The 25,313-nt window shown below is 67.3% G+C and carries 20 protein-coding genes and 2 pseudogenes; 11 read left to right on the top strand and 11 right to left on the bottom strand.

Going from position 1 to position 25,313, the window contains the following annotated elements:
• Both ACLEQD_RS09550 and ACLEQD_RS09545 read right to left on the bottom strand, forming a co-directional pair.
• Positions 1-218 (bottom strand): annotated as a pseudogene (locus ACLEQD_RS09550) (hypothetical protein); the annotation flags it as partial.
• Positions 219-251: 33 nt separating this feature from the next.
• Positions 252-989, bottom strand: a complete 738-nt coding sequence (locus tag ACLEQD_RS09545) for a PspA/IM30 family protein (protein WP_120528049.1) — start codon at positions 987-989, stop codon at positions 252-254.
• Positions 990-1,269: 280 nt separating this feature from the next.
• Between ACLEQD_RS09545 and ACLEQD_RS09540 the strand changes: the two genes are divergently transcribed.
• The gene (locus tag ACLEQD_RS09540) at positions 1,270-2,685 is read left to right on the top strand and encodes a sensor histidine kinase (RefSeq protein ID WP_410383195.1); all 1,416 of its coding nucleotides are present in this window, start codon (positions 1,270-1,272) and stop codon (positions 2,683-2,685) included.
• Here ACLEQD_RS09540 and ACLEQD_RS09535 read toward each other — a convergent pair.
• Genes ACLEQD_RS09535 through ACLEQD_RS09515 form a run of 5 tightly spaced genes read right to left on the bottom strand, consistent with a single transcriptional unit; the run spans position 2,682 to position 7,482 of the window.
• Positions 2,682-4,019, bottom strand: a complete 1,338-nt coding sequence (locus tag ACLEQD_RS09535; protein ID WP_410383194.1) for a 5'-deoxyadenosine deaminase — start codon at positions 4,017-4,019, stop codon at positions 2,682-2,684. The two genes, ACLEQD_RS09540 and ACLEQD_RS09535, sit on opposite strands and share 4 nt — an antisense overlap.
• A gap of 12 nt (positions 4,020-4,031) precedes the next feature.
• Positions 4,032-4,436: a cytidine deaminase gene (locus tag ACLEQD_RS09530; protein WP_120528060.1), complete on the bottom strand. Its 405-nt coding sequence runs from the start codon at positions 4,434-4,436 to the stop codon at positions 4,032-4,034.
• 57 nt (positions 4,437-4,493) lie between these two features.
• The gene (locus ACLEQD_RS09525; RefSeq protein ID WP_410383193.1) at positions 4,494-4,952 is read right to left on the bottom strand and encodes a PilZ domain-containing protein; all 459 of its coding nucleotides are present in this window, start codon (positions 4,950-4,952) and stop codon (positions 4,494-4,496) included.
• A 51-nt stretch (positions 4,953-5,003) separates the two neighbouring features.
• Complete coding sequence (gene moeB / locus ACLEQD_RS09520) at positions 5,004-6,164, bottom strand: molybdopterin-synthase adenylyltransferase MoeB (protein WP_410383192.1); 1,161 nt, start codon at positions 6,162-6,164, stop codon at positions 5,004-5,006.
• A 13-nt stretch (positions 6,165-6,177) separates the two neighbouring features.
• On the bottom strand, positions 6,178-7,482 hold the full coding sequence (locus ACLEQD_RS09515) for a thymidine phosphorylase (RefSeq protein WP_410383191.1): 1,305 nt from the start codon (positions 7,480-7,482) through the stop codon (positions 6,178-6,180).
• Between the two features lie 89 nt (positions 7,483-7,571).
• Here ACLEQD_RS09515 and ACLEQD_RS09510 point away from each other — a divergent pair, with 89 nt between their 5' ends.
• The 7 genes and pseudogenes from ACLEQD_RS09510 (at position 7,572) to ACLEQD_RS09480 (ending at position 15,491) form a co-directional block, all read left to right on the top strand.
• Entirely contained in the window at positions 7,572-8,768 is a 1,197-nt protein-coding gene (locus ACLEQD_RS09510) for a BMP family lipoprotein (RefSeq protein WP_410383190.1), read from the top strand.
• A gap of 38 nt (positions 8,769-8,806) precedes the next feature.
• Positions 8,807-9,520: pseudogene (locus ACLEQD_RS09505) on the top strand (ATP-binding cassette domain-containing protein); the annotation flags it as partial.
• Between the two features lie 717 nt (positions 9,521-10,237).
• On the top strand, positions 10,238-11,440 hold the full coding sequence (locus ACLEQD_RS09500; RefSeq protein ID WP_410383189.1) for a dsDNA nuclease domain-containing protein: 1,203 nt from the start codon (positions 10,238-10,240) through the stop codon (positions 11,438-11,440).
• Positions 11,437-11,913, top strand: a complete 477-nt coding sequence (locus ACLEQD_RS09495; RefSeq protein WP_410383188.1) for a hypothetical protein — start codon at positions 11,437-11,439, stop codon at positions 11,911-11,913. The genes ACLEQD_RS09500 and ACLEQD_RS09495 overlap by 4 nt, the downstream gene beginning before the upstream one ends.
• Positions 11,910-13,700, top strand: coding sequence for an AAA family ATPase (locus tag ACLEQD_RS09490; protein ID WP_410383187.1), 1,791 nt, complete (start codon positions 11,910-11,912; stop codon positions 13,698-13,700). Before ACLEQD_RS09495 ends, ACLEQD_RS09490 begins: the two co-directional genes overlap by 4 nt.
• Before the next feature lie 222 nt (positions 13,701-13,922).
• Positions 13,923-14,285, top strand: coding sequence for a hypothetical protein (locus tag ACLEQD_RS09485; protein ID WP_410383186.1), 363 nt, complete (start codon positions 13,923-13,925; stop codon positions 14,283-14,285).
• Positions 14,286-14,720: 435 nt separating this feature from the next.
• On the top strand, positions 14,721-15,491 hold the full coding sequence (locus tag ACLEQD_RS09480) for a hypothetical protein (protein WP_410383185.1): 771 nt from the start codon (positions 14,721-14,723) through the stop codon (positions 15,489-15,491).
• Positions 15,492-15,530: 39 nt separating this feature from the next.
• Here the strand turns inward: ACLEQD_RS09480 and ACLEQD_RS09475 are convergent, their stop codons facing one another.
• Both ACLEQD_RS09475 and ACLEQD_RS09470 read right to left on the bottom strand, forming a co-directional pair.
• Positions 15,531-16,385, bottom strand: coding sequence for a GNAT family N-acetyltransferase (locus ACLEQD_RS09475; RefSeq protein WP_410383184.1), 855 nt, complete (start codon positions 16,383-16,385; stop codon positions 15,531-15,533).
• Positions 16,382-17,644, bottom strand: coding sequence for an O-antigen ligase family protein (locus ACLEQD_RS09470; protein ID WP_410383183.1), 1,263 nt, complete (start codon positions 17,642-17,644; stop codon positions 16,382-16,384). The genes ACLEQD_RS09475 and ACLEQD_RS09470 overlap by 4 nt, the downstream gene beginning before the upstream one ends.
• A gap of 183 nt (positions 17,645-17,827) precedes the next feature.
• Here ACLEQD_RS09470 and ACLEQD_RS09465 point away from each other — a divergent pair, with 183 nt between their 5' ends.
• The 3 genes from ACLEQD_RS09465 to ACLEQD_RS09455 all read left to right on the top strand — a co-directional run bounded on the left by ACLEQD_RS09465 (position 17,828) and on the right by ACLEQD_RS09455 (position 22,993).
• Positions 17,828-19,297: an MDR family MFS transporter gene (locus tag ACLEQD_RS09465; RefSeq protein ID WP_410383182.1), complete on the top strand. Its 1,470-nt coding sequence runs from the start codon at positions 17,828-17,830 to the stop codon at positions 19,295-19,297.
• Between the two features lie 163 nt (positions 19,298-19,460).
• Positions 19,461-21,821 (top strand): phosphoketolase, encoded by a 2,361-nt coding sequence (locus ACLEQD_RS09460; protein WP_410383181.1) that lies wholly within the window; start codon positions 19,461-19,463, stop codon positions 21,819-21,821.
• A complete protein-coding gene (locus tag ACLEQD_RS09455; protein WP_410383180.1) occupies positions 21,818-22,993 on the top strand; it encodes an acetate/propionate family kinase in 1,176 nt (391 codons plus the stop codon). The genes ACLEQD_RS09460 and ACLEQD_RS09455 overlap by 4 nt, the downstream gene beginning before the upstream one ends.
• Before the next feature lie 6 nt (positions 22,994-22,999).
• Here the strand turns inward: ACLEQD_RS09455 and ACLEQD_RS09450 are convergent, their stop codons facing one another.
• Positions 23,000-24,118: an LptF/LptG family permease gene (locus tag ACLEQD_RS09450; RefSeq protein ID WP_410383179.1), complete on the bottom strand. Its 1,119-nt coding sequence runs from the start codon at positions 24,116-24,118 to the stop codon at positions 23,000-23,002.
• Entirely contained in the window at positions 24,115-25,227 is a 1,113-nt protein-coding gene (locus tag ACLEQD_RS09445) for an LptF/LptG family permease (protein WP_410383178.1), read from the bottom strand. Before ACLEQD_RS09445 ends, ACLEQD_RS09450 begins: the two co-directional genes overlap by 4 nt.
• Positions 25,228-25,313: the final 86 nt, after the last annotated feature.

Here is a 25,313-nt window from a genome sequence, read left to right as displayed (position 1 = left end):
AGCACGGGCCGCAAGGGCACCGACGCCACGTCCGCCACCGGGGCCGCGACGCCCGCCGGGAAGTCGCCCGGGGACAGCCGCACCGCCTCACGGGTGGAGGGGAAGAAGCGCGCCTGCAGGCGGTCGAGGTAGCCCGCCCGCGAGGCGAAGACGTACCCCGCGCCCAGGACACAGAGCGCGAGGAAGAGAAAGAGGCCGGGTCCGCGGTGCAGCTTCATCCGTGTGCGCCGGCCTCTTTCATGGGCGGAGACCTACTTGATCTCCACCTTCTTGCCGATGGTCTTTTCCGGACCCGCGCCCACGTCCGACACCGGCGCGGGGCTGTCCAGCAGGCCCATCTCCATCTTGAACTGCTTCACCAGCTCGTCGCCCTGGATCTTCTCCGCCTCTTCCTCGATGGCCGCGGCCTGGTGGTCCACCGACTCCAGCGCCATCTGCATGCGCGCCTCGTTGATGGCCGTCTTCTCCTGGACCTTGCGGAGCATCTCGTCGTGCGTGGAGTCCACGCCCGCGACGGTGAAGGACTCCATGGTGTCGGCGACCTTCGCCTGCCACTTGGCGCGCCGCGCGTCCCGGACGGCGTTCATCGCCTCCTGCGTCTTGCGGTCCTTCTCGCGCATGAACGCCTTCTTGACGTTCAGGGCCTTCTCGTAGGCCTGCTTCGCGATGTCCAGCTGCTGCTGGTTGCGCGCGAGGGCTTCCTTCTCCCCCTGCAGCTTGGTCGCGTAGGTGCCGGCCAGGTCGTCCCGGCCTGCCTGGATGGCGGCCTTCACCTTGGCGGTCAGCTCCCGCACGTCCTGCTGGTACTTCATGTTCTCCTTCTCGAGCAGCGTCACATTCGCCCGGACCATGGCGATGGACTCGTTCATCTTGGGGACCTGGTCGTTCAGGTCACGGATGTTCTGCTCGAGAATCAACTCCGGATCCTCGATGGAGGAGACGAAGAAGCCCGCGAAGCTCCGCATCGCTCTCTTGAATCGCTGCCACATGTCGGCTCTCACCTCCGCCTGTGCGTAATCCCAGCCACCTTACACGAACTCCGACGCCCACAAGCATCCGGCCGCAAGGCGCGTGTCACCGTGACTACGCCTGCCCCGGACGGATGATTGCCCCCGGAAACCCGCCGCCCGCCAGCCCGGCCGGGTCCGGGGCCTCCAGACAGCCCCCGTCCGCCACTCCCCGTCCTTAGGGGTCCGCCCGGGGTCGCGAAAGACGATGCGTCCATGAACTTGCCGGGCGGGGAGGAAGCGGGGAAAACGAGAGTGTCGCATGGACAAGACTCCTCCCGTCGCCTTCGAGAATGAGCTTGCGCGGGTGGTGGCCACCCAGCGGCGGCGCGTCCTGGGTGCCGGGGCGGCGGTGCGGCTGGTGGGCACGGCCGTGTTCTTCGCCGTCAGCCTGGGGCTGTGGCTGACGGGCGCCCGGGACTGGGCGCACTACCCGCCCCTGCTGCTCTGCTACGGCGGCGTGGTGGCGCTGCTGTTCGCGCTGCGCTTCAAGCCGGTGACGAAGCAGCTGGGCATCGTGCAGTCGCTGGTGGACGTGGGGCTGGTGTTCGGGCTCCAGCAGCTGGCCCTGCCCATGTCGCCCTTCCCGGCGGGCGTGGCGGGCTTCAGCCTGGGGCTGTTCGCGCTGGTGGTGGCGCTCTCCGGGCTGGAGCTGATGCCCTGGCTCGTCTACGGCGCGGCGGGCCTGGGGTCGCTGGCCCAGGCCGTCCTCATGCACCAGGCGGGCGTGGGGCCGGGGGCCATGGTCGTGGCCGCGGTGACGCTGGTGCTGGTGGCGGCGGTGAGCCACTACGGCACCGGGCGGCTGCGGCAGCTGGCCATGGACCTGTCGCACGCGGAGGTGTCCCGGCAGCTGGAGGCCCGCCGCACCACCGAGGTGGAGGACGCCCACCGCACCATCGAGCGCATGCTGTCCGAGGCCCACGCGCGCAACGCCCAGCTGGAGGCGCTCCAGGCCCACCAGGAGCAGCTGATGCAGTTCCTGGTGCACGACCTGCGCTCACCGCTGTCCGCCGTGACGCTGTCGCTGTCGTGGATGGAGCAGGAGCTGCCCATCGGCACGCCGCTGGTGGAGTCCGTGCGCACGGGCCTGGCCGTCACCGCGCGCCTGGACCGGATGATCTCCGACCTGTTGGACGTGCCCCGGCTGGAGCAGGGCCGGCTGTCGCCGCGCAAGCAGCCCTTCCCCGTGGCGCCGCTCCTGGACGAGGTGCGCCGGTCGCTGGATGGCGCGGCCCGGCTGCGGAAGATCAAGCTGGAGCTGTCCTCGCCGCCGGGCCTCCAGCTCGTCGGCGACGCGGGCCTGCTCATCCGCGTGGTGGAGAACCTGGCCACCAACGCGCTCCGCTACGCGCCGTCGGGCGGGCGGGTGCGCCTGGAGGCGGGCGAGGCGGAGGGCCTGCAGTGGCTGGCGGTGCGCAACGACGGCATCGCCATCCCGCCGGAGGCGCGCGAGTCCCTCTTCGACAAGTACGTGCAGGGCAGCCGCGAGAAGGAGGGCCGCCGGGGCTACGGCCTGGGGCTGTACTTCTCCCGGCTGGCGGCGGAAGCCCACGGCGGGAAGCTGACGGTGGAGGACGCGGAGGGCTGGGCCACGTCCTTCGTGCTGCGCCTGCCCCGCGCGCAGCCGGCCTCGCCGCCGTCCCCGGACGAGACGGCCGTCCAGCAGCGCTTCTAGGAGGCCTGCAGCTTCGCGCGGGCGAAGAGCTTCGTGGCCTGCGTGCGGGCGTTGGCCAGCACCGCGTTCGCGTCCAGCGTGGTCAGCTCGCCCTCGCGCAGCACCAGCTTGCCGTCGATGAGCACGTGCGACACGTCCGTGGAGCGCGCCGAGTACACCAGCGGCCCCGTCACGTCCTCCGGCAGCGGGCAGAAGTGGAAGCCGCGCGTGTCCACCACCGTGAGGTCCGCGCGCTTGCCCACCTCCACGGAGCCCACCTCGTCCTCCAGGCCCAGGGCGCGCGCGCCGTGCAGCGTGGCCATCTCCAGGACGTGCATGGGCGTCATCGCCACCGGGCCCACGCGCGGGTTGTGCAGCACGGACGCGAGCCGCATCTCGTGGAACAAATCCAACGTGTTGTTGCACGGGGCGCCGTCCGCCCCCAGCGCCACGGGGATGCCGTCCTGGAGCAGCTCCGGGATGCGCGCGTAGCCCGACGCGAGCTTCAGGTTGGAGCCCGGGCAGTGGCACACCACGGTGCCGGAGTCGCGCAGCAGCTGCTGCTCCGTGCCCTCCACCCAGACGCAGTGGGCCAGCGTGACGTGGTGCCCGGTGAGCCCCAGCCCGTGGAAGAAGGCGATGTTGTCCTGCCCCGTCACCTGGCGGACCACCTCCGTCTCCTTCGGGTTCTCGCTGGCGTGCGAGTGGATCCGCACGCCCTTCTCCCGCGACAGCCGGCCCACCTCCCGCAGCAGCTCCGGCGTGCAGGACAGGGCGAAGCGCGGCGCGAACGCGTAGCGCAGGCGGTTGTCGTGCGTGCCGTGCCAGCGCTCCATCAGCGCCAGGCTCTCCGACAGCGAGTCCGCCGTCGTCTCGCGCAGGCCCTGGGGCACCTCCGCGCCGGAGTCCATCATCGCCTTGCCACCGACGAGCCGGTAGCCGCAGTCGCGCGCGGACTCGAAGACGGCGTCGTAGTGGTGCACGGTGCCCATGTCGAGCGCCGCCGTGGAGCCGGAGCGGATGAGCTCCGCGAAGGTGAGGTCCGCGCTGGCGCGCAGGGACGCCGCGTCGTGCGCCGCCTCCATGGGCCAGATGCGCTCGCGCAGCCAGTCCAGCAGCTCGCGCTTGTCCGCGTGGCCGCGGAACAGCGTCTGGCAGGCGTGCAGGTGGCCGTGGATGAGGCCGGGCATCACCACCTGCCCGGACAGGTCCAGGACGCGGCGGGCGCCCTTCACCTTCAGGCCCCGGCCCACCTTCGCGATGCGCCCGTCCTGCACGAGCACGTCCGCGCGCGGCAGCACCTCGCGGTCGCGGTTCATGGTGACGACGGTGGCGCCAGTGAGGAGCAAGTCCACGTGGGGAGGGTCCTAGAGGAAGGAACGGGTGAAGGCGTGCGGCAGCAGCTCGCTGAGCGGGTAGCGCGCCTCCTGCCCGTTGAGGGTGCGGCTGCGCACCGGAAGGTCAGGCCCGGCGAACTCCGCCATCACCTGGCGGCACATGCCGCACGGGGGACAGGGCTCCGGGGTGTCCACGACGACGGCCACGGCCACCGGCTTCTCCCGGCCCTGCGCCACGCCCGCGACGAACGCGTTGCGCTCCGCGCAGACGGTGAGGCCGTAGGTGGCGTTCTCCACGTTGCAGCCGGCCACGATGGAGCCGTCCGCGTACAGCACGGCGGCCCCCACGGGGAACTTCGAGTACGGCACGTGCGCGCGCTGACGCACCCGCAGGGCCTCCTCGAACAGCCGCTCCCAGGGAATCTCCTCCGCCATGCCGCCCTCCTTCACGTCGGGCGCCGTCCACCGGCGCCCGTCCATCCGGCAGACGCCCTAGCGGGCGCCCCGGGGCTCATCCTTGCCCTGCTCGTCCAGGTGCCGGGCGATGGCGAGCTCCAGCTCCACCGGCAGCTCCATGAAGCGCACGCGCACCACCGGGCCCGCCGCGCCGGCCTTGGGGGGCAGCACCTCGCCGCGCACCTGCACCTCTTCCAGGGACGGAGGCAGCGCGAAGCGCACCTCCACGACCTGCCCCGGATCCAGGGCCTCTCCCACCCATCCCACGCCGCCCAGGGACAGGTCCCCGGCGCGGTCCAGGAAACCTTCCGTCCCCTCCCGCCGGACCCTCAGACGCATGGGGACGCGGGGCGAGTCGCGCCGGTCCTCCCCCGTCCTGGTGTCCTGGTTCTCGTTCTGCTCGGACATCGCCGTCGTCTCCCTGCCGCTGCCGCTCTCGTATCCGACCCGGGTCGCGTTCCACCACCGCCCCGGGTCCAGGCTGGCGGGCATCATACGCGGGCCGGTTGAATCCGTTGCCCCTGAAAATGCATCCAACGGCGCCCTTCAGGCCCCCGTGGCGCAGAACTGCTCGTAATCGATGAGCTCCACCTTCGCTCCCGGCGCGCACACGGGGCACTCCGGGTCCCGGCGCAGCTTGAGCTCCTGGAAGCGCGTGCCCAGCGCGTCGAAGGTGAGCAGGCGCCCCGCCAGGGACTCCCCCACCCCGAGCAGCAGCTTCAGGGCCTCCGTCGCCTGGAGCATCCCGATGACCCCGGGCAGCACGCCCAGCACGCCCGCCTCCGCGCACGACGGCGCCAGCTCCGGCGGGGGCGGCGCGGGGTAGAGGCAGCGGTAGCAGGGCCCCTGGCCGGGCAGGAAGGTCGTCACCTGCCCCTCGAAGCGGAACACGGAGCCGTGGATGTTGGGCTTGCCCATCAGCACGCACGCGTCGTTGAGCAGGTAGCGCGTGGGGAAGTTGTCCCCGCCGTCCAGCACCAGGTCGAAGTCCGCGAGGATGTGCTCCACGTTGGCGGCGGTCAGCCGCTCCTGGAAGGGCACCACCTTCACGTCCGGGTTGAGCGCCTCGATGGCGGCCTTCGCGCTCTGGACCTTGGGCTGGCCCCGGCGCTCCAGCGTGTGCAGCACCTGCCGCTGGAGGTTGCTCAGGTCCACCACGTCCGCGTCCACCACGCCCAGCGTGCCCACGCCCGCGGCGGCCAGGTACAGCGCCGCGGGAGAGCCCAGCCCGCCCGCGCCCAGCAGCAGCACCTTCGAGTTGAGCAGCCGCGCCTGCCCCTCCTCCCCCACCTCCGGGAGGATGAGGTGGCGGCGGTAGCGCTCCTTCTGCTCGGCGGAGAGGACGACGGGCTTCTCCACCGGGAGGGCCGCGTCGCTCCAGCGGTTGTAGCCGCCCGCGAGCGACGACACGCGCGTGTAGCCCATCTCCCGCAGCGTGCGGGCCGCGAGCGCGGACCGGGTGCCGCCCGCGCAGTAGAGGACGAGCTCGTCCTCGCGGTCCGCCTTCTCCTCGATGCGCAGCTCCAGGTAGCCCCGGGGGATGTGCACCGCGCCGGGGAGCCGGCCGCCCGCGTACTCGTCCGCCTCGCGCACGTCGACGAGCTTCACCTTCGCGCCCGAGTCCAAGAGCTGGCGAACGTGTTCGTGGGAGACCTCGCGGATCTCCTTCTTCACTTCCGACAGCAACTCGCGGAACGAGGGGGCCATGGCGATTGCCTGACTACTCCAGCCGCTCCAGCACCAGCGGGCGGGCCGCGGGCGCCCGGTCACCAAAGCGGTAGGCCGCGAGCAGCCGCGCCTTCACGTCCTCCACGGGCTTCGCGTCGTTGTAGTGCACCTGCACCACGGGCTCGCCCTGCTTCACCGCGTCGCCCACCTTCTTGAGCAGCGTGAAGCCCACGGCCGGGTCGATGCGGCTGTCCACGCGCTGCCGCCCCGCGCCCAGCGCCACCGCCGCCAGCCCCACGCCCTCCGTGTGGATGCCGGTGACGAAACCGTCCCGCGGCGCCACCACGTCCGTCGTGGCCTTCGCCGTGGGCAAGAGCGAGTAGTCGTCGATGGAGCGCGGGTCGCCGCCCTGCGACTGGACGATCTCCTTGAGCTTCTTGATGGCGCTGCCGTCCTCCACGGAGCGGCGCAGCATCCCGCGCGCCTCCTCCACGGTGGCGGCCTTCCTGCCCAGCACCAGCATCTCCGCCGTCAGGGCGTAGGTGATTTCGGTGTAGTCGTCGGGCGCGTCGCCCCGGAGCATGTCCACGGCCTCGCGGACCTCCAGGGCGTTGCCCACCTGGCGGCCCAGGGGTTGATCCATGTCCGTGAGCAGGGCCACGACCTTGCGGTTCATCTCCGCGCCCAGGCCAATCATGGTGCGGGCCAGCACGCGCGCGTCGTCCGCCGTCTTCATGAAGGCGCCGCTGCCCACCTTCACGTCGAGCACCAGCGCGTCGATGCCCTCCGCCAGCTTCTTGCTCATGATGGACGACGCGATGAGCGGGATGCAGTCCACCGTCGCCGTCACGTCGCGCAGCGCGTAGAGCTTCTTGTCCGCGGGGGCCACCTGGGCCGTCTGGCCGATGAGGCAGCACCCCACCTCGCGCACCAGCCGGCGGTAGTCCGCGGTGGACAGGTTCACGTTGAAGCCGGGGATGGACTCCAGCTTGTCCAGGGTGCCGCCGGTGTGGCCCAGGCCGCGGCCTGAAATCATGGGCACGGGCACGCCGCAGGCCGCCGCCAGGGGCGCCAGGCTCAGCGACACCTTGTCGCCCACGCCGCCCGTGGAGTGCTTGTCCACCTTGATGGCCGGCGTGTCGGAGAGGTCCAGGACCTCCCCCGAGTGGAGCATGGCGCGGGCCCACGCCCCCAGCTCCCGCGAGTCCAGCCCCTTGAAGAAGATGGCCATGCACATGGCGGCCATCTGGTAGTCGGCCACGGTGCCGGCGGTGTACGCCTGGATGAACGCCTGGATGTCCGACGGGTCCAGCCTGCCGCCGTCGCGCTTGGCCTTGATGAGCTCGTAGGGTTGCACGGGGGCAGGCCATAGCAGGAAGTCCCCACTCCATGCACCCCCTCGCGGGAAGGGAAAGCCCCGGCGGCATCTGGTAGATAGCGGGGCCCATGACGCTCCGCCGACTCCACGTGCTCGCCCTGGCCGCGCTCCTGTGCGCCTGTTCCAAGAAGTCCGAGGACGCCCCCAAGGCGCCCTCGCAGGCCTCCACCGCCACGAAGCCCCCCGAGGCAAAGCCCGTGGTCGTGGGGCTCGTCATCGACGTGGGCGGCCGGGGCGACCACTCGTTCAACGACGCGGCCCTGCGCGGCCTGGAGCTGTGGGCCGCCAACAAGAAGTACGAGAGCGGCAGGTACGTGGACGCCCCCGCCGGCGAAGTGCGTCAGTCCATCTCCTCCGACCTCGCGGCGCTCGCACCGGAAGTGAAGCCCCTGCCGGTGCAGCCCCTGGTGCTCCAGAGCAAGGCGCAGGAGGACTACGCCCCCAACCTCCAGCTGCTGGTGGAGCAGGGCGCGAAGCTGACCATCGGCAACGGGTACCTGCTGGCCAACGCGGTGCGCGACGTGGCCACGGAGAACCCGGAGGCGAAGTTCCTGCTCATCGACAGCCAGCTGCTGGACGCGCAGGGCAAGCCCAAGTCGCTGCCCAACGTGCGCACGGTGCTCTTCAAGGAGCAGGAGGGCAGCTTCCTCGTGGGCGCGCTGGCGGGGCTCGTCACGAAGACGAACAAGGTGGGCTTCGTGGGCGGCATCGAAGTGCCCCTCATCAAGCGCTTCGACGTGGGCTACCGCGCGGGCGTGCGCACCACGAACCCGAAGGCGGCGGACGCGCTGATGGCCGTGTACACGGGCAGCTTCAACAGCGTGTCCGCGGGCAAGGAGGTGGCGCAGGACCTCATCGCCAAGGGCGCGGACGTCATCTTCCACGCGGCGGGCACGGACGGCCTGGGCGTCATCCAGGCGGTGAAGGAGGCGCGGGCGGCGGGCAAGACGGTGTTCGCCATCGGCGTGGACTCGGATCAGTCGCACCTGGCGCCGGACGCCATCCTCACGTCCATGGTGAAGCACAGCGACCTGGCCGTGTACCAGGCGGCGAAGGACCTGGTGGACGGCAAGCTGACGGCGGGCGAGCAGGTGCTGGGCCTCAAGGAGAACGGCGTGGGCATGGCGGACGTGCGCGTGGAGTTCCCGGGCAAGGCGGAGGCGCTCCAGAAGGTGGAGGCCCTGCGTCAGCAGATCCTCGCCGGGAAGCTCACGGTGCCGGGCACGCAGGCGGAGCTGTCCTCCTTCCAGGTCGCGCGGCCCTGATCTCCCTCCAGCACATCACGAAGCGCTTCGGGTCGTGCGTGTCCCTGGAGGACGCGTCGCTGGACCTCCGCCCCGGGGAGCTGCTCGCCGTGGTGGGCGAGAACGGCGCGGGCAAGTCCAGCCTGATGAACGTGCTCTACGGGCTCTACCAGCCGGACGCGGGAGCGTTCCTGATGGAGGGCAAGCCGGTGCGGTTCAGGAGCCCGCGCGACGCCATCGCCAGGGGCATCGGCATGGTGCACCAGCACTTCATGCTGGTGCCCACGCTGACCGTGGCGGAGAACGTGGTGCTGGGCCGCGAGCCCACGAAGCGCGGCCTGCTGGACCTGGACCGCGCCTGTGACGAGGTGGCCGCCACGGCGAAGCGCTTCGGCTTCCAGCTGGAGCCGCGGGCCCGCGTGGACACGCTCACGGTGGGCTCCCAGCAGAAGGTCGAAATCGTCAAGGCGCTGCACCGGGGCGCGCAGGTGCTCATCCTGGACGAGCCCACCGCCGTGCTCACGCCGCAGGAGTCCGACGAGCTGTCGCAGGTGATGCGCGGGCTGGTGGCGCAGGGCCGCACGGTGGTGCTCATCAGCCACAAGCTCAAGGAGGTGCTGGGCGTGGCGGACCGCGTGGCGGTGATGCGCCGGGGCCGCACCGTGGCGGAGGTGCGCCCCAGCGAGACCTCCGTCTCCGCGCTCGCCTCGCTGATGGTGGGCGAGGGTTCCCGGGGCGCCGCGCTGACCGGGATGCCCTCGACGGCTGTCGCGACCACCCGCCTGTCGGGCACCGGCACCACCGGTGCGACGGCGCCGCTCGGATGGTTGTTCAGCGCGAACGATGGCTACGGGACGAACCTCTGCACCGACGGCGGCGCCGGCCATGTGACCGCGTGCTCACGGCCCGTCCTCCAGGCGCTCGTGGGCATCACCTTCCTGGAGTTCCTCAGGGCCCAGGTCGTTGGTGAGTGGTTCCCGGGAAGCAGCTCCCGGAAGACCCTCTGGTCCTTGGCCCCGGGCATTGGCTTGGAGCTCGGCCTCTAGTGAAGGCCGGTAGGGTTTCTCGAGCGAGTTGCCTCTCGCTCATTTCCAAACCACGCCGCATACATCCCCCAATCAAGACCAGCCCCGAAAGCTCAAATACTCCCCAGAGGCCGCCAAACCTCAAACCATCTCATCTCCGAATCACCCAGACACCACTCGACTTCAACATACCCCCCCCCAAAGAAAGACAGCAGACACCTTCAGCCACTCCACAACAGACTTCAGGCTTCATTCATGGACATTCAAAGAATCCCCTCAACCCTACACAGGCCGGCACCCGGGTCCCAAACAACCCGCCATCCATATATCAGCAGCCTCCAGGCAGCGCCTCGGCACACATCCGCCGAGCATGGACAGCAACATTAGTTCTGATAGCCTCAGGCTCAGCCCATCACTCCACATTCGCCACACGGACACTGGGCGCAAACACCCACAGAGGCGACATTGGACAAACCGAAGAAAACAATAACGGACACAGCTCCGCGCGAGCAATCCGGAGCACGCACAGGGGAGCTATATGACTACCAATACCAACAGGCGGCACGCGAGTGCCTCTCGCTTCTCGACGAAAAAGTTTCAGCATGCGTACTCTGCGAATGGCATGACGATTTCGTCACCGAGGCTCCCGCTCCAACACGATACCGCTTTCATCAAGTAAAAACACGCAAAGCTTCTCTGGGCCCCTGGAGCCTCAACGCATTCTTCGGAATTAAGAACAAAAAAGGACCAAAGCCCAAAAAGGGCATCAAGTCTCCCACGCTAGACAAAGACTCAATCGCGGCCAGGCTACTGGAACACTATCTCAACTTCGGAGCTGACTGCGAACTCCTCGCCTTTGTCACAGACAACGCAATTCACGCAGAGTTCGACAGTTTCCTCAAAAGCGTCGCAAGCGTCAAAGCATCAGTGGAGCTAGAAGAAGGCTCTCGAGAAACATTCGACACCCTCCATTCAGCATTCTTGATTAAATTTAAAGACCTCAACAAAGACGACTTCTTTGAATTCTTAAAGAGGATCAGAATCGTCGAACAGGCCGGCTCATCAATAGATCTGAACGTCAACTACCTACTGATGGCCGTCAAAATCAATGAGTTGAGCGAAGTAGACCTAACAACATCTCAAGCGGTCAGTATTGGAAAAAGCCTTGTCGAGAAGGTAAGAGTGCGATCGCACTATACATTTCCAGCACTGCCGTCATCAATCGAGGAACTCCGCAAAGAAAAAGGAGTAATAATCGATGACGTGCTTGCGCTCCTCAGCCTGTCGCTAAGTGGCTATCGCACGCTAAAGGCCGGCGGACCGCACGCGGTCAAGTCCCTATCGAGACTCCAACGACTCTGCAAACAGAGCGGCGTTCCGGATAATCTTATTGCCGACATCTGCAGAATCAAATGCAATTGGGACGGGTGGCGACTCGCGGAGCGACATCGTCTTGACGAACTTGATTTCATAGCCCTAAAAGCCGACTGCTCCCTACTAATGAAGCAACACAGCCTTGGCCAATTGCCGTTCGGCAAGCTAGCCACAGAGGCAGCAGCAGTTGCGGAGAAATATGCCTCTCAACTGGCGTCATCCTCACCACTCACCGACGAACTCGTAATGGGATTCGTATTTGCGCTTGCCGCCGACTCTGGCAACACACCATGAAATCATTCAATGAATTTGTCGCACAGGCCGGCGCCATGGGCCTCAGGCTACGCGCGAATACGGGCGAGTCCGAACTGCACTCAAGTGACGCCGATGCATTATTCCATACGCCACTACTGGCCCTAACGATGCTCCTTATAGCAAAAACTAAGAGGGATGGTTTATTAACCAACGAGCTAGCCACCTGGACAGGCGCGGTACTTGCGGTTCGCTTTGAGCACGCCCCAAGTCTTCAGTGGGGGGCAAAATGGTCACTGCCCTTGCGCAGTCGGTGTGCAGACGCCCTTGTGTTTCTTGAAAACGTAGGCTTGGTTTCCGTAGAGCATGCCCTACGCCGAACGATCAAGGTTTCAGACAGCGGAAACATTTTGATCCAGCGCCTTGCGCGTTCAGGTAACGAGGTCGGCCTACTGACTCGTTCGCTTCTGCGTGCATATAGTCGGGCACAAGCAAAAGGACTTCAATTACTATGAGCGCTCAACTGCTGTCAGTTGAATTCCTTCCCCGGGGCCGCCTGGGATGGGGAACTCGGCTCCTTGATTTCAGCAAGAGCATCACACTTCTCCTGGGCCCAAATGGCTCAGGGAAAACACCAATAATGCATGGCATCGCCTATGCCCTTGGCGGGGCAGTCTCGCTTCCGCCGGCCATCAGAAAGATGTGCCTTGCGATTCGCATTGACATTCGCGACTCAAACAACACCAAGCACGAAATCACGCGCTCCATCGAAGACAACTTCCAAGCTTCCGTCAAGTCCCCCAGCAAGGAAGTTTTCTACAATGACGAAAAGGAATACTCCGCGCGGATTCTCGAAATTCTTTCAATCCCAGGACGCAGCCTCAGCGAATCAAAAACAGGCAACAGCATCGCTCCGTACATGAGCATACTATTGCCTGCCTTTTGGGTTGACCAGGATACAGGATGGGTGACGAATTACAACCCACCAACAACTCATCGCTTCGTTAGAGACCAAGAAGAAGAAGTCGTACGATGGTTACTTGGCGTGCCTGCAAAAAATCGAACAATCAACAGAACAGCATACAATCAAGCCAAAATAAGGCTTGAGTCAATCGACGAAAAAATAGCCATCAAACGCGCCACCCTAGAGAGCCTCGTCCATGAGGCTCCAGGGCGCGACTTTATTGAAGCGACAGAACTTGAGCGACAGAAAGTCAATCTAGCCTCGACGCTTCAAAGGTATCAATCCACTGTCGCCATTCAATCCAAGGCAAGCTCAACGTTCGATGCCCATTTAAGAGATGCGGCACGCAAAAGAGACGAAGCCAAGCTGACGCTTGACGCGAACGAGCGGCGCCTGGAAGGCATGAAAAAGCTTTCCCAAGATCTTGGCGCGGAGATTGACATCCTAGATTTGAATGAAGTCGCCGCTGATGCGTTTCGCACGTTATGCGGGAACTCCGCATGCCAGTTCTTCCGTCGCCCCGAGGACTCTTATGGTCGACGTCTGCTCTACCTAAAAGACCAACTCAAGGATCTTGAAACATCAACGAATGCGCTAAACCAAGCCATAAGTGAATCCAAGCAAAAACTCCAAATTGAGGAGCTACAGCTTTCAAACCTCGTTAGGGCGCGACAGCAAGAACAAGAATCAACGGGCACACAGCAGACGCTATCCACAATCGAGACACTCACGAAGCAGATCGCAGAGGTCGACATACGCATTGCACAGTCGAGCCAGTTAACTGCCGAACGCGCAAAGCTAGATGTCCTCTTAACAGAGCGTGCAAAGGCAGAAGACGACGTCAAGGAAGAGCGCCCGACCGGGCAGCGCCGTGACCACGGTCGGATTCTTGATGCGCGAGTTCTTCTTCAAACCAACATCATTAAGTGGCTCTCCACGCTCAATACAAAAAATATCTACGACGACGTCATCGTGGACGACGATCTTCGATTGTTCATTGGTGGTGAGCGCTTCGTCGCCAATTCCTCAACTAGCGGGAGTACGCGGACACGGGTTGTCCTTGCTCATCACGCGGCCATACTTGAAACATCCTTAATTCTAGGAGGCGCCCATCCGCACTTCATGTTTTTTGACACACCCAAGCAGCATGAGATAGCAGAGAAAGATCTAAGGGCTTTCATTGATGAATTCCGAAAACTGCCTGAAAAATACAAATCACCTATCCAGCTTGTTATTTCGGCTACAGTTGCCGACTTTCTCGATGTCACGTCGGACGATCGCGTTTGGCGTCCCTTGTTCGAAACCAACGAAGGGTCGCGCTACTTTGGCACTATCTGACCCAAGGCGTGGTTGACGTTGTCTGGAGGGGCTGAACTTTATCGGCGATGAGTGATGGATGTTCCCCAGGGAGGCTCAAGTAGGCCATCGTCCAAGCCTCCGCTGCGACGATCCTACTGTAAGGAGAACTTGCTCATCTGAGCTACAAGCGTCAGCTCCTCGTACTGGATCCCACAAAGGGCCCACTACGAGCGAGGTGGGTCTGAACGTGGGAGTTCCGAAATGCCCTTGTCGTATGGGCTCCGGTTTGCAGGCGAGGTCGCGTTCCAGGGACTTGAGGACCTCCTCTCCTCCAGAAACAGCAGCGACCTTTTCGGCCTGTCTCTCACGGGCGAGCTGGAGTTCCAGCCCCGCTCGGAGCAGACCTTCCTCTCCCAAAGTCGCCTCGCGCTTCGTGCAGGATGGTTGTTCAGCGCGAACGATGGCTACGGGACGAACGTTTGCACCGACGGCGGCGCCAGCCATGTGACCGCGTGCTCACGGCCCGTGGTCCAGGCACTCGTGGGCATCACCTTCCTGGAGTTCCTCCGCGCCCAGATCGTCGGTGAGTGGTTCCCGGGAAGCAGCAGCCGGAAGACCCTCTAGTCCGTGGCCCCGGGCATTGGCTTGGAACTGGGCCTCTAACAACTCCCCGCGAATCACCAGCACGGCGCCCACCGCGATCCGTGACGCAGGGTGAAAGTCACGTACATCCATGATCTCCATTCGCTCCATCGCGCTCTCTTGCGTCGTCGTGCTCGGATTCTTCGCAGCATGCAGTGACGATTCCCCTTCCCCTGACGAGACCCCCGACGCCTCCGTGCCGGATGCGTCCGTTCCAGAGATGTGCACGGACGCCGGGACCACACAGTGCGGCGACACCTGCGTGAACACCGATACCGATCCGGCAAACTGTGGAGTGTGCGGCCAGGCCTGCACGGCCAGCGAGGATTGCCAGAGCGGCCTCTGCGTCGCAGTCTGTCGGATTGGCGGTGAGACGTTCACGGCCGGGGCGGTGAACCCGGCGAATGCCTGCGAGCAGTGCGTGCCTGCGACGTCCGAGACTGCCTGGACCCCGCTCGCGGAAGGGCGGCGTGCGGCGCGGGTCAGATCTGCTCGGCTGGCGCGTGCAGCCCGAAGTGCCTCATCAACGGCACGTTCTACGCCGAAGGGACACCCAGCCCGCTGAATGCCTGTGAAGTGTGCGCGCCCGCGACGTCGACGACGACGTGGTCTCCGCGCGAGGCCATTCCACTGCTGGTTGGCGGCACCGACATCGCGGAGCAGGGCTGGACGGCGTACTCGCAGGCGCCGAACACGCTCACCTACGGCGCGGACCATGTCCGCCTCGCGACGTCGACCAACAGCGGCGCTCAATCGGGCGGACAGTTGCTCCTCGCGAAGGCGAACGCCGTTGCCCCGACGCAGCCGTTCGCCCTCCGCGTGACGATGCAGGTTGAATCGGTGAACAAGCACAACCAGCTCGACAGCGGCGCGGCCATCCTGGGGAGCATCGTCGGCACGGTCGGCAATTCAACCGACCGCGCGCAGATGATCTACCTGGACAGCGCGGCGATGGGCTGGGCGGATGACTCACAGTCGTCGGCGTTCGCCGTGACCGATGGCGCGTATCACGTCTACGAGCTCGCGGTGAATGCCGACAAGGTGGCGACGGTGAGCGTCGATGGCGTCGCGAAGCTCACCCGGAACAACTTCGTGACGAACGGCACTATCGCCATCGGCGATCAGACCAACGATCGGAACGTCGACGGCGTGGTGCGGATCAAGTTGGTCGAGAAGCTCTGTCAGTGAGGAACACTTCTGTCCCCATGGCTTGGCATGGGGACAGAATCAGGTGTGGGCCATGACCGGAAACCGGTGGGCCTCTTGTGAGACACGAAGATTCCGAATGAAGAGGTCGGCCTCCGTGTCCTCACCGACGGCCACTGCACCCGGCCAGTAGCGCTCCGGCGTGAAACCGAAGCGGATGGACCGAATGGGTCGGTCGATCAACCGGGGGATCCAGGCCCGCAGGTCGAAGGGCTCACGGGCGAAGACGTCGTCCAGGTACAGCGTCTCGCCCTCCACTCCCGCGAACACCCAGGCGTCCGTTCCCAGCTGGCGCAGCGGCCTCGCGAAGCCGTTGGCCACGGGCCAGCTCGCCACCGTCGCGTAGCCCCGCGCTCCGAAGCGCCCCGTGGAGGGCAGCCCCTCGCTGGAGAGCGCGGCGAGCCCGGCGCGCACCTCCGCGTCATCCAGATTGAGCGTGGGCGCGGGTGGGCCTCCAGGCACGGCGTCGTACGTGGCGGCGAACAGCATCTGCAGTTGCGGCTGGAACCCGAAGCGCGGGTAGAACTGGCGCACCTTGGGGTTGGCGAAGAGCAGCACGGGCGCATCCCCGCACGCGTCCAGCGCGGCGTTCATGACCACTCGTGCCAGTCCCCGCCCACGATGCGATGGCAGGCAGCCCACGGCGCCCAGTTGGTAGGCCGTCACCTCGCGCCCTTCCAACAACAGGCGCATCCGCATCACGGAGGCATTGGCCACCACGTGATCGGATTCGACCAACGCGAAGGCGCGGTAGTCGTCGTTCCATTCTCCCCAGGCGCACCACTGTCGAAAGCTGGCACGGCGGAAGACCTGGGGCACGTATTCACAGAACGCGGCCTGCAGCTCTGTGTCCCGAGGGCCAATCACGGTGGTCATGGCGTCGATGACTCTTCCCATTCACACAACCCCAAACCCCAGATGAGCATGAACGACAGGTGCACGCTGGGATGGAACGGCAGGTAGTGCACCAGGGCCAGGACGTGGAAGCCCACGAAGGACAGCAGGGCTCCCGTGGCCGGAATCGAACCCGCCCGGTGCCTTCGCACCAGCGCCCTCGCCAGCAACCCGTGCATCGTCGCCAGCAACACCAGCCCCACGAGCCCTGTCTCCGCCCAGGCCGTCAGCCAGATGTTGTGGGAGTCCGTGGCCAGCAGGTCCGTGATGCCCGTCTCCGCCTGCGTCGCCAGCGCCGCGGGTTTGTGATTGCCGAAGCCCACGCCCACCAACGGATGCTCGCGCACCAGGCGCCAGCCCACGGACATCGCCAGCGAGCGCTCCCCGCTGCCGAAGAGGTTGTCCACCGCCTTGCCGAACCGCTCCCGCCACGCGGGCGTCAGCAGGACCGCGACCACCAGCGCCACCGCCACCCCGAGCCCGGCCTTCCTCGCCGTCCCCCGCAGCAACAGCAGCAGCGCCAGCACACACACGCCCAGCGCCGCGCCCAACGCCGCTCGCGCGAACGCGGCGTAGATGGACAGCAGCAGCCCCAGCACCATCACGCCCGCCAGCACCCGCCGCCGCGTCACCTTCGAGCGGCCAATCACCGCCAGCGCGGGCCCCAGCACCGCAATCGCTCCGTGCGCGAACCTCAGCCGGTGGAAGAAGAAGCCTCCCGCCGCGTACCTCGGGTTTTCCTCCGTCCCGAAGTTCTCGTGCAGGCGCGACAGGTTCAGCTTCGTGAACTTCGGCGGCTCCCAGGGCCACGCCACCCGGTGCTGGAACAAGCCCAGGGCCGCCGCCACAAGCCAGCCTCCCGCGATGAGCCCTCCCAGCATCAGCCACGGCACCCCCAGCGTCCCGATGCACGCGACCGCCGCTCCCGCCACCGTGTCCAGCGCCTGGCCGTACCTCGCGCCCCTCGGCCACTTCGCCGCGGCTCCCGTGAGCAGCGCGACCGCCGGGGAGAGGAGCTGCCAGACACTCAGGGCGACGCTCGCCAGCACGAAGGCCCTGACGTCCTTCTCCAGCCGCAGCCGCTTCGTCACCGCCAGCGCCAGCGCCAGCGCCGTGGCCAGGATGGCTCCCGCCTGGAGCACCGCCTCCGCCAGCACCAGCCCCACCGCGTAGAGCCCCAGCACCGCGGCGACCGCCGTCCGCCAGCGCCCTGCCTCGACCGTCTTGGTATCCGTGACCATGCCGTGCGCCTCGAACCCGCGAGGCCGCTGGACCCTATCCCACCTCGCGCGCCCCTGCCCTTCCAGACTGGACCTGGAATCTGCGGCGATGGCGCCCATCGCGACATTTCACGCGCTTGACGTTGGCGGTCCGGACGGGCACGCGTTACCCAGCGTCCTTTCCCGGGGCCCACCCTTCCAGCCATGCGCACCACCCATCGACCTTTCACCACCCTGGCGCTGGCGCTGAGCCTCTTCGTGGCCGCGCTGGAGATGACCGTCGTCTCCACCGCCATGCCCACGGTGGTCAGCGACCTGGGCGGCATCCAGCACTACGCGTGGGTCTTCACCGCGTACATGCTGTCGTCCACCATCACCGTACCCATCTACGGGAAGCTCGCCGACCTCTACGGCCGCAAGCCCGTCATCCTCTTCGGCACCACCCTGTTCCTCGCGTCCTCCATCGCGTGCGGGCTCTCCACGTCGATGAACATGCTGATCGCCTTCCGCGTCCTCCAGGGCCTGGGCGCGGGCGCCATGCAGCCCATCGCCATCACCATCATCGGGGACATCTACACGCTGGAGCAGCGCGGGAAGGTCCAGGGCGCGTTCAGCGCCGTGTGGGGCATCGCCGGCCTCGCGGGCCCGCTCACCGGCGGCCTCATCGTGAAGTACCTCACCTGGCACTGGATCTTCTTCATCAACATCCCCATCGGCATCGCGTCCATGGCGCTGCTCGTCGCCTTCTTCCACGAGCAGCTCCAGCGCAAGGCTCGCGCGCAGCTCGACTACGCGGGCGCGGCGCTCCTGTCCTCGGGCGTCGTGGCGCTGCTGTTCGGGGTGCAGGGCTCCGGGCAGTCGCTGCTCGGCCTTCCGGTGGCCGCCGTGCTGCTCACCGCGTTCGTGTTCGTGGAGCTTCGCGCCGCCGAGCCCATCATCCCGATGAGCATCTTCAAGATTCCCACCATCGCCATCTCGAACCTGGCCGGCGCCCTCTTCTCCGCCGCTCAGTTCGGCGCGACCACCTACGTGCCCCTGTACGTGCAGGGCGTGCTCGGCGGTTCGGCCACCATGGCGGGCGGGATGATCACCCCGATGATCGTCGGCTGGCCGCTGGCGAGCCTCATCGGCGGCAAGCTGATGGTGCGCACCGGCTTCCGTCCGCTCATCGTCGGCGGCCTGGGCCTGGCCGCGATTGGCACCGCGCTGATGGCGTTCCTGCTCAAGCCGGGGGCGGCCATGCTCGTGCCGCAGATCGCCATGGGGTTGTTTGGCATTGGCCTGGGCTTCGCCGCCATGGCGACGATGGTGGCCGTGCAGACCACCGTGGGCTGGGAGCTTCGGGGCGTGGCCACGGCCAGCAACATGTTCTTCCGGACCATCGGGGGCTCCCTGGGCGTGGGGCTCATGGGCGGCGTGCTGGTGTCGCAGCTCATGAAGGATCCGAACGTCCCCGTGAGCGCCGCCGCGGAGCTGCTCGGGCCCGAGCACGGGCGCGGCCTGGCTCCCGCCATCCTCGAATCGCTCGGCGGCGCGCTGAACACGGGGCTGTCCATCAACTTCTGGATCATGTGCGCGGCGATGATCGCCGCGTTCGTCGCGGGCCTGTTCTTCCCCAAGGTGAAGCGCCTCACCACGCCGGTGAACCTGTCCGACGTGCCCGCCTCCCACTGAGCCTGGAGCGCGTGCGAGGCGTCATGGCCCCTGTCCCGGGCCAATGGGCTCCCGGCGCATGTCATGCGTCCGTCACTGCGCGGACGAATCACGTTGCACGGCGCGTGTGGGCTGGGGTCCCATCCGCATGAAGGTTGAACGGCCTTACTCCAGGAGATGAAAGATGGCGGGTCCGCTGAGTGACGAGGAGCTGCAGAAGATCGACGCCTACTGGCGCGCGGCGAACTACCTGTCCGTCGGGCAGATCTACCTCAAGGACAACCCGCTCCTGGAGCGGCCCCTCACGCGCGAGGACATCAAGCCGCGCCTGCTGGGCCACTTCGGCACCACGCCCGGCCTCAACTTCATCTACGTCCACCTGAACCGCATCATCCGGAACCACCGGGCCAACATGATGTATGTCATTGGCCCCGGCCACGGCGCGCCCGGCATCATCGCCAACACGTTCCTCGAAGGCTCCTACACGGAGCTGTACCCCAACATCGAGCGCAACCGCGACGGCATGAAGCGCCTGTTCCGCCAGTTCTCCTGGCCCTACGGCGTCCCCAGCCACGACGCGCCGGAGGTCCCCGGCTCCATCAGCGAGGGCGGCGAGCTGGGCTACTGCCTGCTGCACGCGTACGGCGCCGTGCTGGACAACCCGGACCTCATCGTCCCCTGCGTCGTCGGCGACGGCGAGGCGGAGACGGGCGCGCTCGCCGCGAGCTGGCACTCCAACAAGTTCATCAACCCCATCACCGACGGCGCCGTGCTGCCCATCCTGCACCTCAACGGGTACAAGATCGCCAACCCCACGGTGCTCGCGCGCATCGACGCGGACGAGCTGGAGGCCCTCTTCAAGGGCTACGGCTACACGCCCTACGTCCTGGAGGGCGACGACCCGAAGGACATGCACCAGCGGATGGCGGAGGTGCTGGACACCCTCTACGCGGAGATCCAGCGCATCCAGCGCCACGCCCGCGAGAAGAACGACCCCACCCGCCCGCGCTGGCCCATGCTCGTGCTGCGCACCCCCAAGGGGTGGACGGGCCCGAAGGTGGTGGACGGCAAGCCCGTGGAGGGCACCTGGCGCGCGCACCAGGTCCCGCTGGAGGAGGTGCGGGACAACCCCGAGCACCTGAAGATTTTGGAGGCGTGGCTCCACAGCTACCGCCCCCGCGAGCTGTTCGACGCGAACGGCACCTTCCGCGAGGAGCTGGCGGACATCGCGCCCAAGGGGCGGCTGCGCATGGGCGCCAACGTCCACGCGAACGGGGGCCAGCTGCTGGTGCCGCTCGTGCTGCCGGCCTTCCGCGACTACGCCATCGACCCGGGCGTCCCCGGCTCCCGGCAGGTCAGCGCCACCCGGGTGCTGGGCGGCTACCTGCGGGACGTGATGCGCCACAACCTGGCGACGAAGAACTTCCGCATGTTCGCCCCGGACGAGAACGCGTCCAACCGGCTCCAGGACGTCTACGCCGTCACCGGCAAGAGCTGGGACGCGAAGCAGGAGCCCACGGACGAGCACCTCTCCGTCGACGGGCGCGTGATGGAGGTCCTGAGCGAGCACCTCTGCCAGGGCTGGCTGGAGGGCTACCTGCTCACCGGACGCCACGGCTTCTTCTCCTGCTACGAAGCCTTCATCCACATCATCGATTCGATGTTCAACCAGCACGCCAAGTGGATCAAATCCGCGAAGGAGCTGCCGTGGCGCAAGCCCATCGCGTCGCTGAACTACCTGCTCAGCTCGCACGTGTGGCGGCAGGACCACAACGGGTTCTCCCACCAGGACCCGGGCTTCATCGACCACGTGGCCAACAAGAAGGCGGACACGGTGCGCATCTACCTGCCGCCGGACGCGAACACGCTCCTGTCGGTGGCGGACCACTGCCTGCGCTCGAAGAACTACGTGAACCTCATCATCGCGGGGAAGCAGCTCGCGCCGGTGTGGCTGGACATGGAGAGCGCGGTGCGCCACTGCTCGGACGGCATCGGGGCGTGGGACTGGGCCGGCAATGACGACGGCGACCCGGACGTGGTGATGGCCTGCGCGGGCGACGTTCCCACCCTGGAGACGCTGGCCGCGGTGACGCTGCTGCGCGCGTGGGCGCCGGAGCTCAAGGTGCGCGTGGTCAACGTGGTGGATGTCTTCAAGCTCGCGCCGGTGCACGTCCATCCGCATGGGCTCAACGAGGAGGACTTCAACCGCCTCTTCACCACGGACAAGCCCGTGGTGTTCGCGTTCCACGGCTACCCCACGCTCGTGCACAAGCTCACGTACAACCGGGCGAACCATGCCAACATCCACGTACACGGCTTCAAGGAAGAGGGCACCACGACGACGCCGTTCGACATGACGGTGCTCAACGACATGGACCGCTTCACCCTGGCGCTGAGCGCCATCCAGCACTCCAAGGCCGCGCGGCACCGGCTGGACGACGCGGAGCAGCGCTTCTCCGAGGTGCGCCAGCGCCACAAGCTCTACGTGTCGGAGCACGGCGAGGACATGCCCGAGGTGGCTGGCTGGAAATGGACCGCGCGATGAGCGACGCGGGCGCGGTGCTGGTCATCAACAGCGGCTCCTCGTCGCTGAAGTTCGGCCTCTATGTCGAGCAGGACGGCCAGGAGGCGGTGCGGTTCAAGGGCAGCGTGAGCCCCATTGGCGCGGAGCAGGCCCGGCTCGTCGTGAAGGACGGCGCGGGCAAGCAGGTGCGCGCGGCGGACGTGCGGCACCCGTCGCAGGAGGAGGCCCTCCAGGAGGCCCTGCGGCACCTGCGGGAGCTGGGCGGAGCGCGCCCCCAGGCCATCGGGCACCGGGTGGTGCATGGCGGTCCCCACCTGCGCCAGCACCAGGCGCTGACGCCACAGGTGATGAAGGCGCTGGAAGCGGCGACGCACTTCGCGCCGCTGCACATCCCCGCCGCGCTCCAGCTCATCCGGGCCTCGGAGCGGCAGTGCCCGGACGTGCCGCAGTTCGTCTGCTTCGACACGGCCTTCCACGCGACGCTGCCGGAGGCCGCTTCGACGCTCCCCCTACCCCGCGCCGTGCGCGACCAGGGCGTACAGCGGTATGGCTTCCATGGCCTGTCGTATGAGTCCATCGTCGCGAGGCTCGCGCCCCAGGTGCCCGCGCGCACCGTGGTGGCGCACCTGGGCAATGGCGCGAGCCTCGTGGCGCTCGACCACGGCCGCTCCGTCGATACGTCCATGGGCTTCACGCCCACGGGGGGCATTCCGAGCGGGACCCGCACGGGCGACCTGGACCCGGGCGTGTTGCTGTTCCTGATGCGCACGGGCGGGCTGGGCGCGGAGGCGCTGGAGGCGCTGGTGAACAAGGACTCCGGGCTCCGGGGCCTGTCGGAGGGGACCAGCGACATGCAGGCCCTCACGCGGGACGCGGAGGCGGGCAGCGCGGCGGCGGCGCTGGCGGTGGACGTCTTCACGCGCGGCATCGCGAAGACGGTGGGCGCCTACGCGGCGGTGCTCGGCGGACTGGACCTGCTCGTGTTCACGGGCGGCATCGGGGAGAACAGCGCGCGGGTGCGCCAGGGCGTCTGCGCGACGCTCGGCCACCTGGGCATCCGGCTGGACGCTCAGCGGAACGAGGCGAGCGCGGAGCTCATCACGGCCGATGCGGCGTCATGTCCGGTGCGTGTGCTGCCCAGCGACGAGGAGCTCCAGCTCGCCCGTCACACGCGGCGGCTGCTTCGCGGGTGAAGGCACCTACGCCCGCCGCGCGAGGCTCCGGCGCGGCAGGTGCAGCAGTCCTTCGCGGCGCAGCCACAGGGCCGCCGCGACGATGGTCAGCAGGGTCGTGGGCATCCAGGCCGCCACGGCGGGCGCCAGGCGCTCGGTGAGCACCAGCGTGCGGGACACCACCATCAGGCCCCACATCGCCACGGCGATGAGCAGCCCCTCCACCACCGCCGCCGTCAGGTGGCCCCGCCGGTTCGTCCGCAGCGCCAGGCCCACCGCCAGCAGCGCCGCGGGCAGCCCCGCCAGCGGGTACGCGAAGCGGTTGTGCCACGCCAGCTGGAAGGCCTTCGTCGCGAGCCCCACCTCTTCTCGCGCGACGATCTGCTCGCCCAGCTCTCCCAGGCGCATCTGCTCCGGGCGGCCGGGACGGATGCGGAACGTCGTCGCGCCCACGCCCAGCTCGTACTCCGCGGTGGGCTGCTGCTTCACCGCCGTGCGCCCGTCCTCCGTGAACGTGCGCTCCACCACGTCCGTCAGCTCCCAGCGCGTCCCCTCCAGCGAGCGCATCCGCCCCGCGTCCACGCGGCGGCGCAGCTTGAACTCCGGCGTCAGCGTGAAGATGGAGACGTTCTCGAAGCCCTCCTGCGCGTTGCCGCCCCGGAGGAAGAAGATGGCGTCGCCCCGCCGGAACCACTGCTTCGGCGTGTAATACATCCGCCAGTCGCCCCACCGGTTGAAGCGCTGCGTGGTGATTTCATCCACGCGGCGGCCCGCCCTGGCGGCCACCGTCTCGTCGAAGGCCACCAGCCCCACGCACGCCACCAGCGCGCACAGGCCCACCGGCAGGTACAGCGCCGCGGGCCCGAAGGTGAGCGCCCGCAGCGCCGTCACCTCGCCCTTCTTGCGCAGCGCGGACACCGTCGTGCCCGCCGCCAGCAGCAGCGCCGCCGGCCCCAGCTGCTGCACCGTCACCAGCGCCTTGTAGCCGTAGAGCTTGAGCACGTCCCACACCCAGCCCTCACCCCCGTAGGCCTTCGCGCGGTCCACGAAGTCCACCACCAGGAACACCGCCACCACGCCCGCCAGGATGCCCAGCGTGTAGCGCACGTACGCGCGCACCACGTACCCGAAGAGGGTGCCCTTCATCGCACCGTCCCCGAGCGCGTCACGCGGTACAGCGCGAACGCGCCCACCACCATGAAGAGCACGTTGGCCAGCTGCCCGGCGACCAGCACCGGCAGCTGCCCCTTCTGGCCCATCTGCTCGAAGGCGCGGCTGAGCAGGTAGTAGAGGACGTAGCCGCCCAGGGTCAGCAGGTAGCCCCACGCGCGGCCCGCCTGCCTGCGGCCAATGGCCAGCGGCGTGCCCAGCAGCGCGAACGCCATCGGCGCCACCGCGTTGCCCAGCCGGCTGTGCAGCGCCATCAGGAAGGGGCGCGGATCATCCCGCCGCTCCTCCGCGTCCTTCGCCGCCGCCAGCAGCTCCACCGGCGTCAGCTCCTCCTTCGGCGAGCGGAACCGGTTGCGCCGCGACAGCGACCCGCCCAGCCCCACGTTGATCTCCGCCTTGTCGAAGGCGACGACGCTCGCGTCCACCGAGGAGCGGTTGGCGCGGTGCACCTCGCCTTGCTTCAACTCAATCCGCAGCGCCTCGCCCCGCTCGGACGTGCCCACGCTGCCCTTGTGCGCCAGCACCAGCAGCGGCGAGCTGGGGTCGCGGTCGTCGTGCAACAGCACGTTCGTCCACCCGCCCCCCTTGGGCGCCACCTTCTGCGCGTACAGCGTCAGGTCGCTCAGGTCCTCGTAGAAGACGCCGGACTTCACGTCGCCCGCGACGTTCTTCTGGATGACCTCGCCCACCAGGTCCTTCACGCCCGTGAGGCCCCACGGCTCCACCGTGGACGTGAGCAGCACCATGAAGGCGCTCAGCGCGATGCCCACGCCCAGCGGCGCCGCCAGCAGCTGGAGCGGGCTGATGCCCAGGGCCTGCAGCGACGTGAGCTCCCGGTCCTCGCCCAGCCGCCCCAGGCCCAGCAGGATGGCCAGCAGGAACGCGATGGGCAGCGCCATCACCAGGAAGTGCGGCGCCAGGTACGCGATGAGGCGGCCCAGGTCGCCCAGCGTCACCGCCGAGCCCAGGAGCACGTCCGTGCCGCGCAGGAACTGCATCACGAACAGCAGCAGGAACATGAACGCCACCCAGACGCACAGGGGGACGAGCAGCTCCTTGAGCAGGTAGCGCGCCAGCAGCTTCACGGCCGCGCCCGCAGCCCCCGCGCGCCGATGTCCCGGCGGAAGTGCCTGCCCTCGAAGCGCACGGCGTCCGCCGCCGCCAGGGCCCG

This window comes from Corallococcus sp. 4LFB, assembly GCF_046520365.1.
GTDB classification, from domain to species: Bacteria; Myxococcota; Myxococcia; order Myxococcales; family Myxococcaceae; genus Corallococcus; species Corallococcus caeni.
This window is presented reverse-complemented; position numbering and strand designations above follow the sequence as displayed.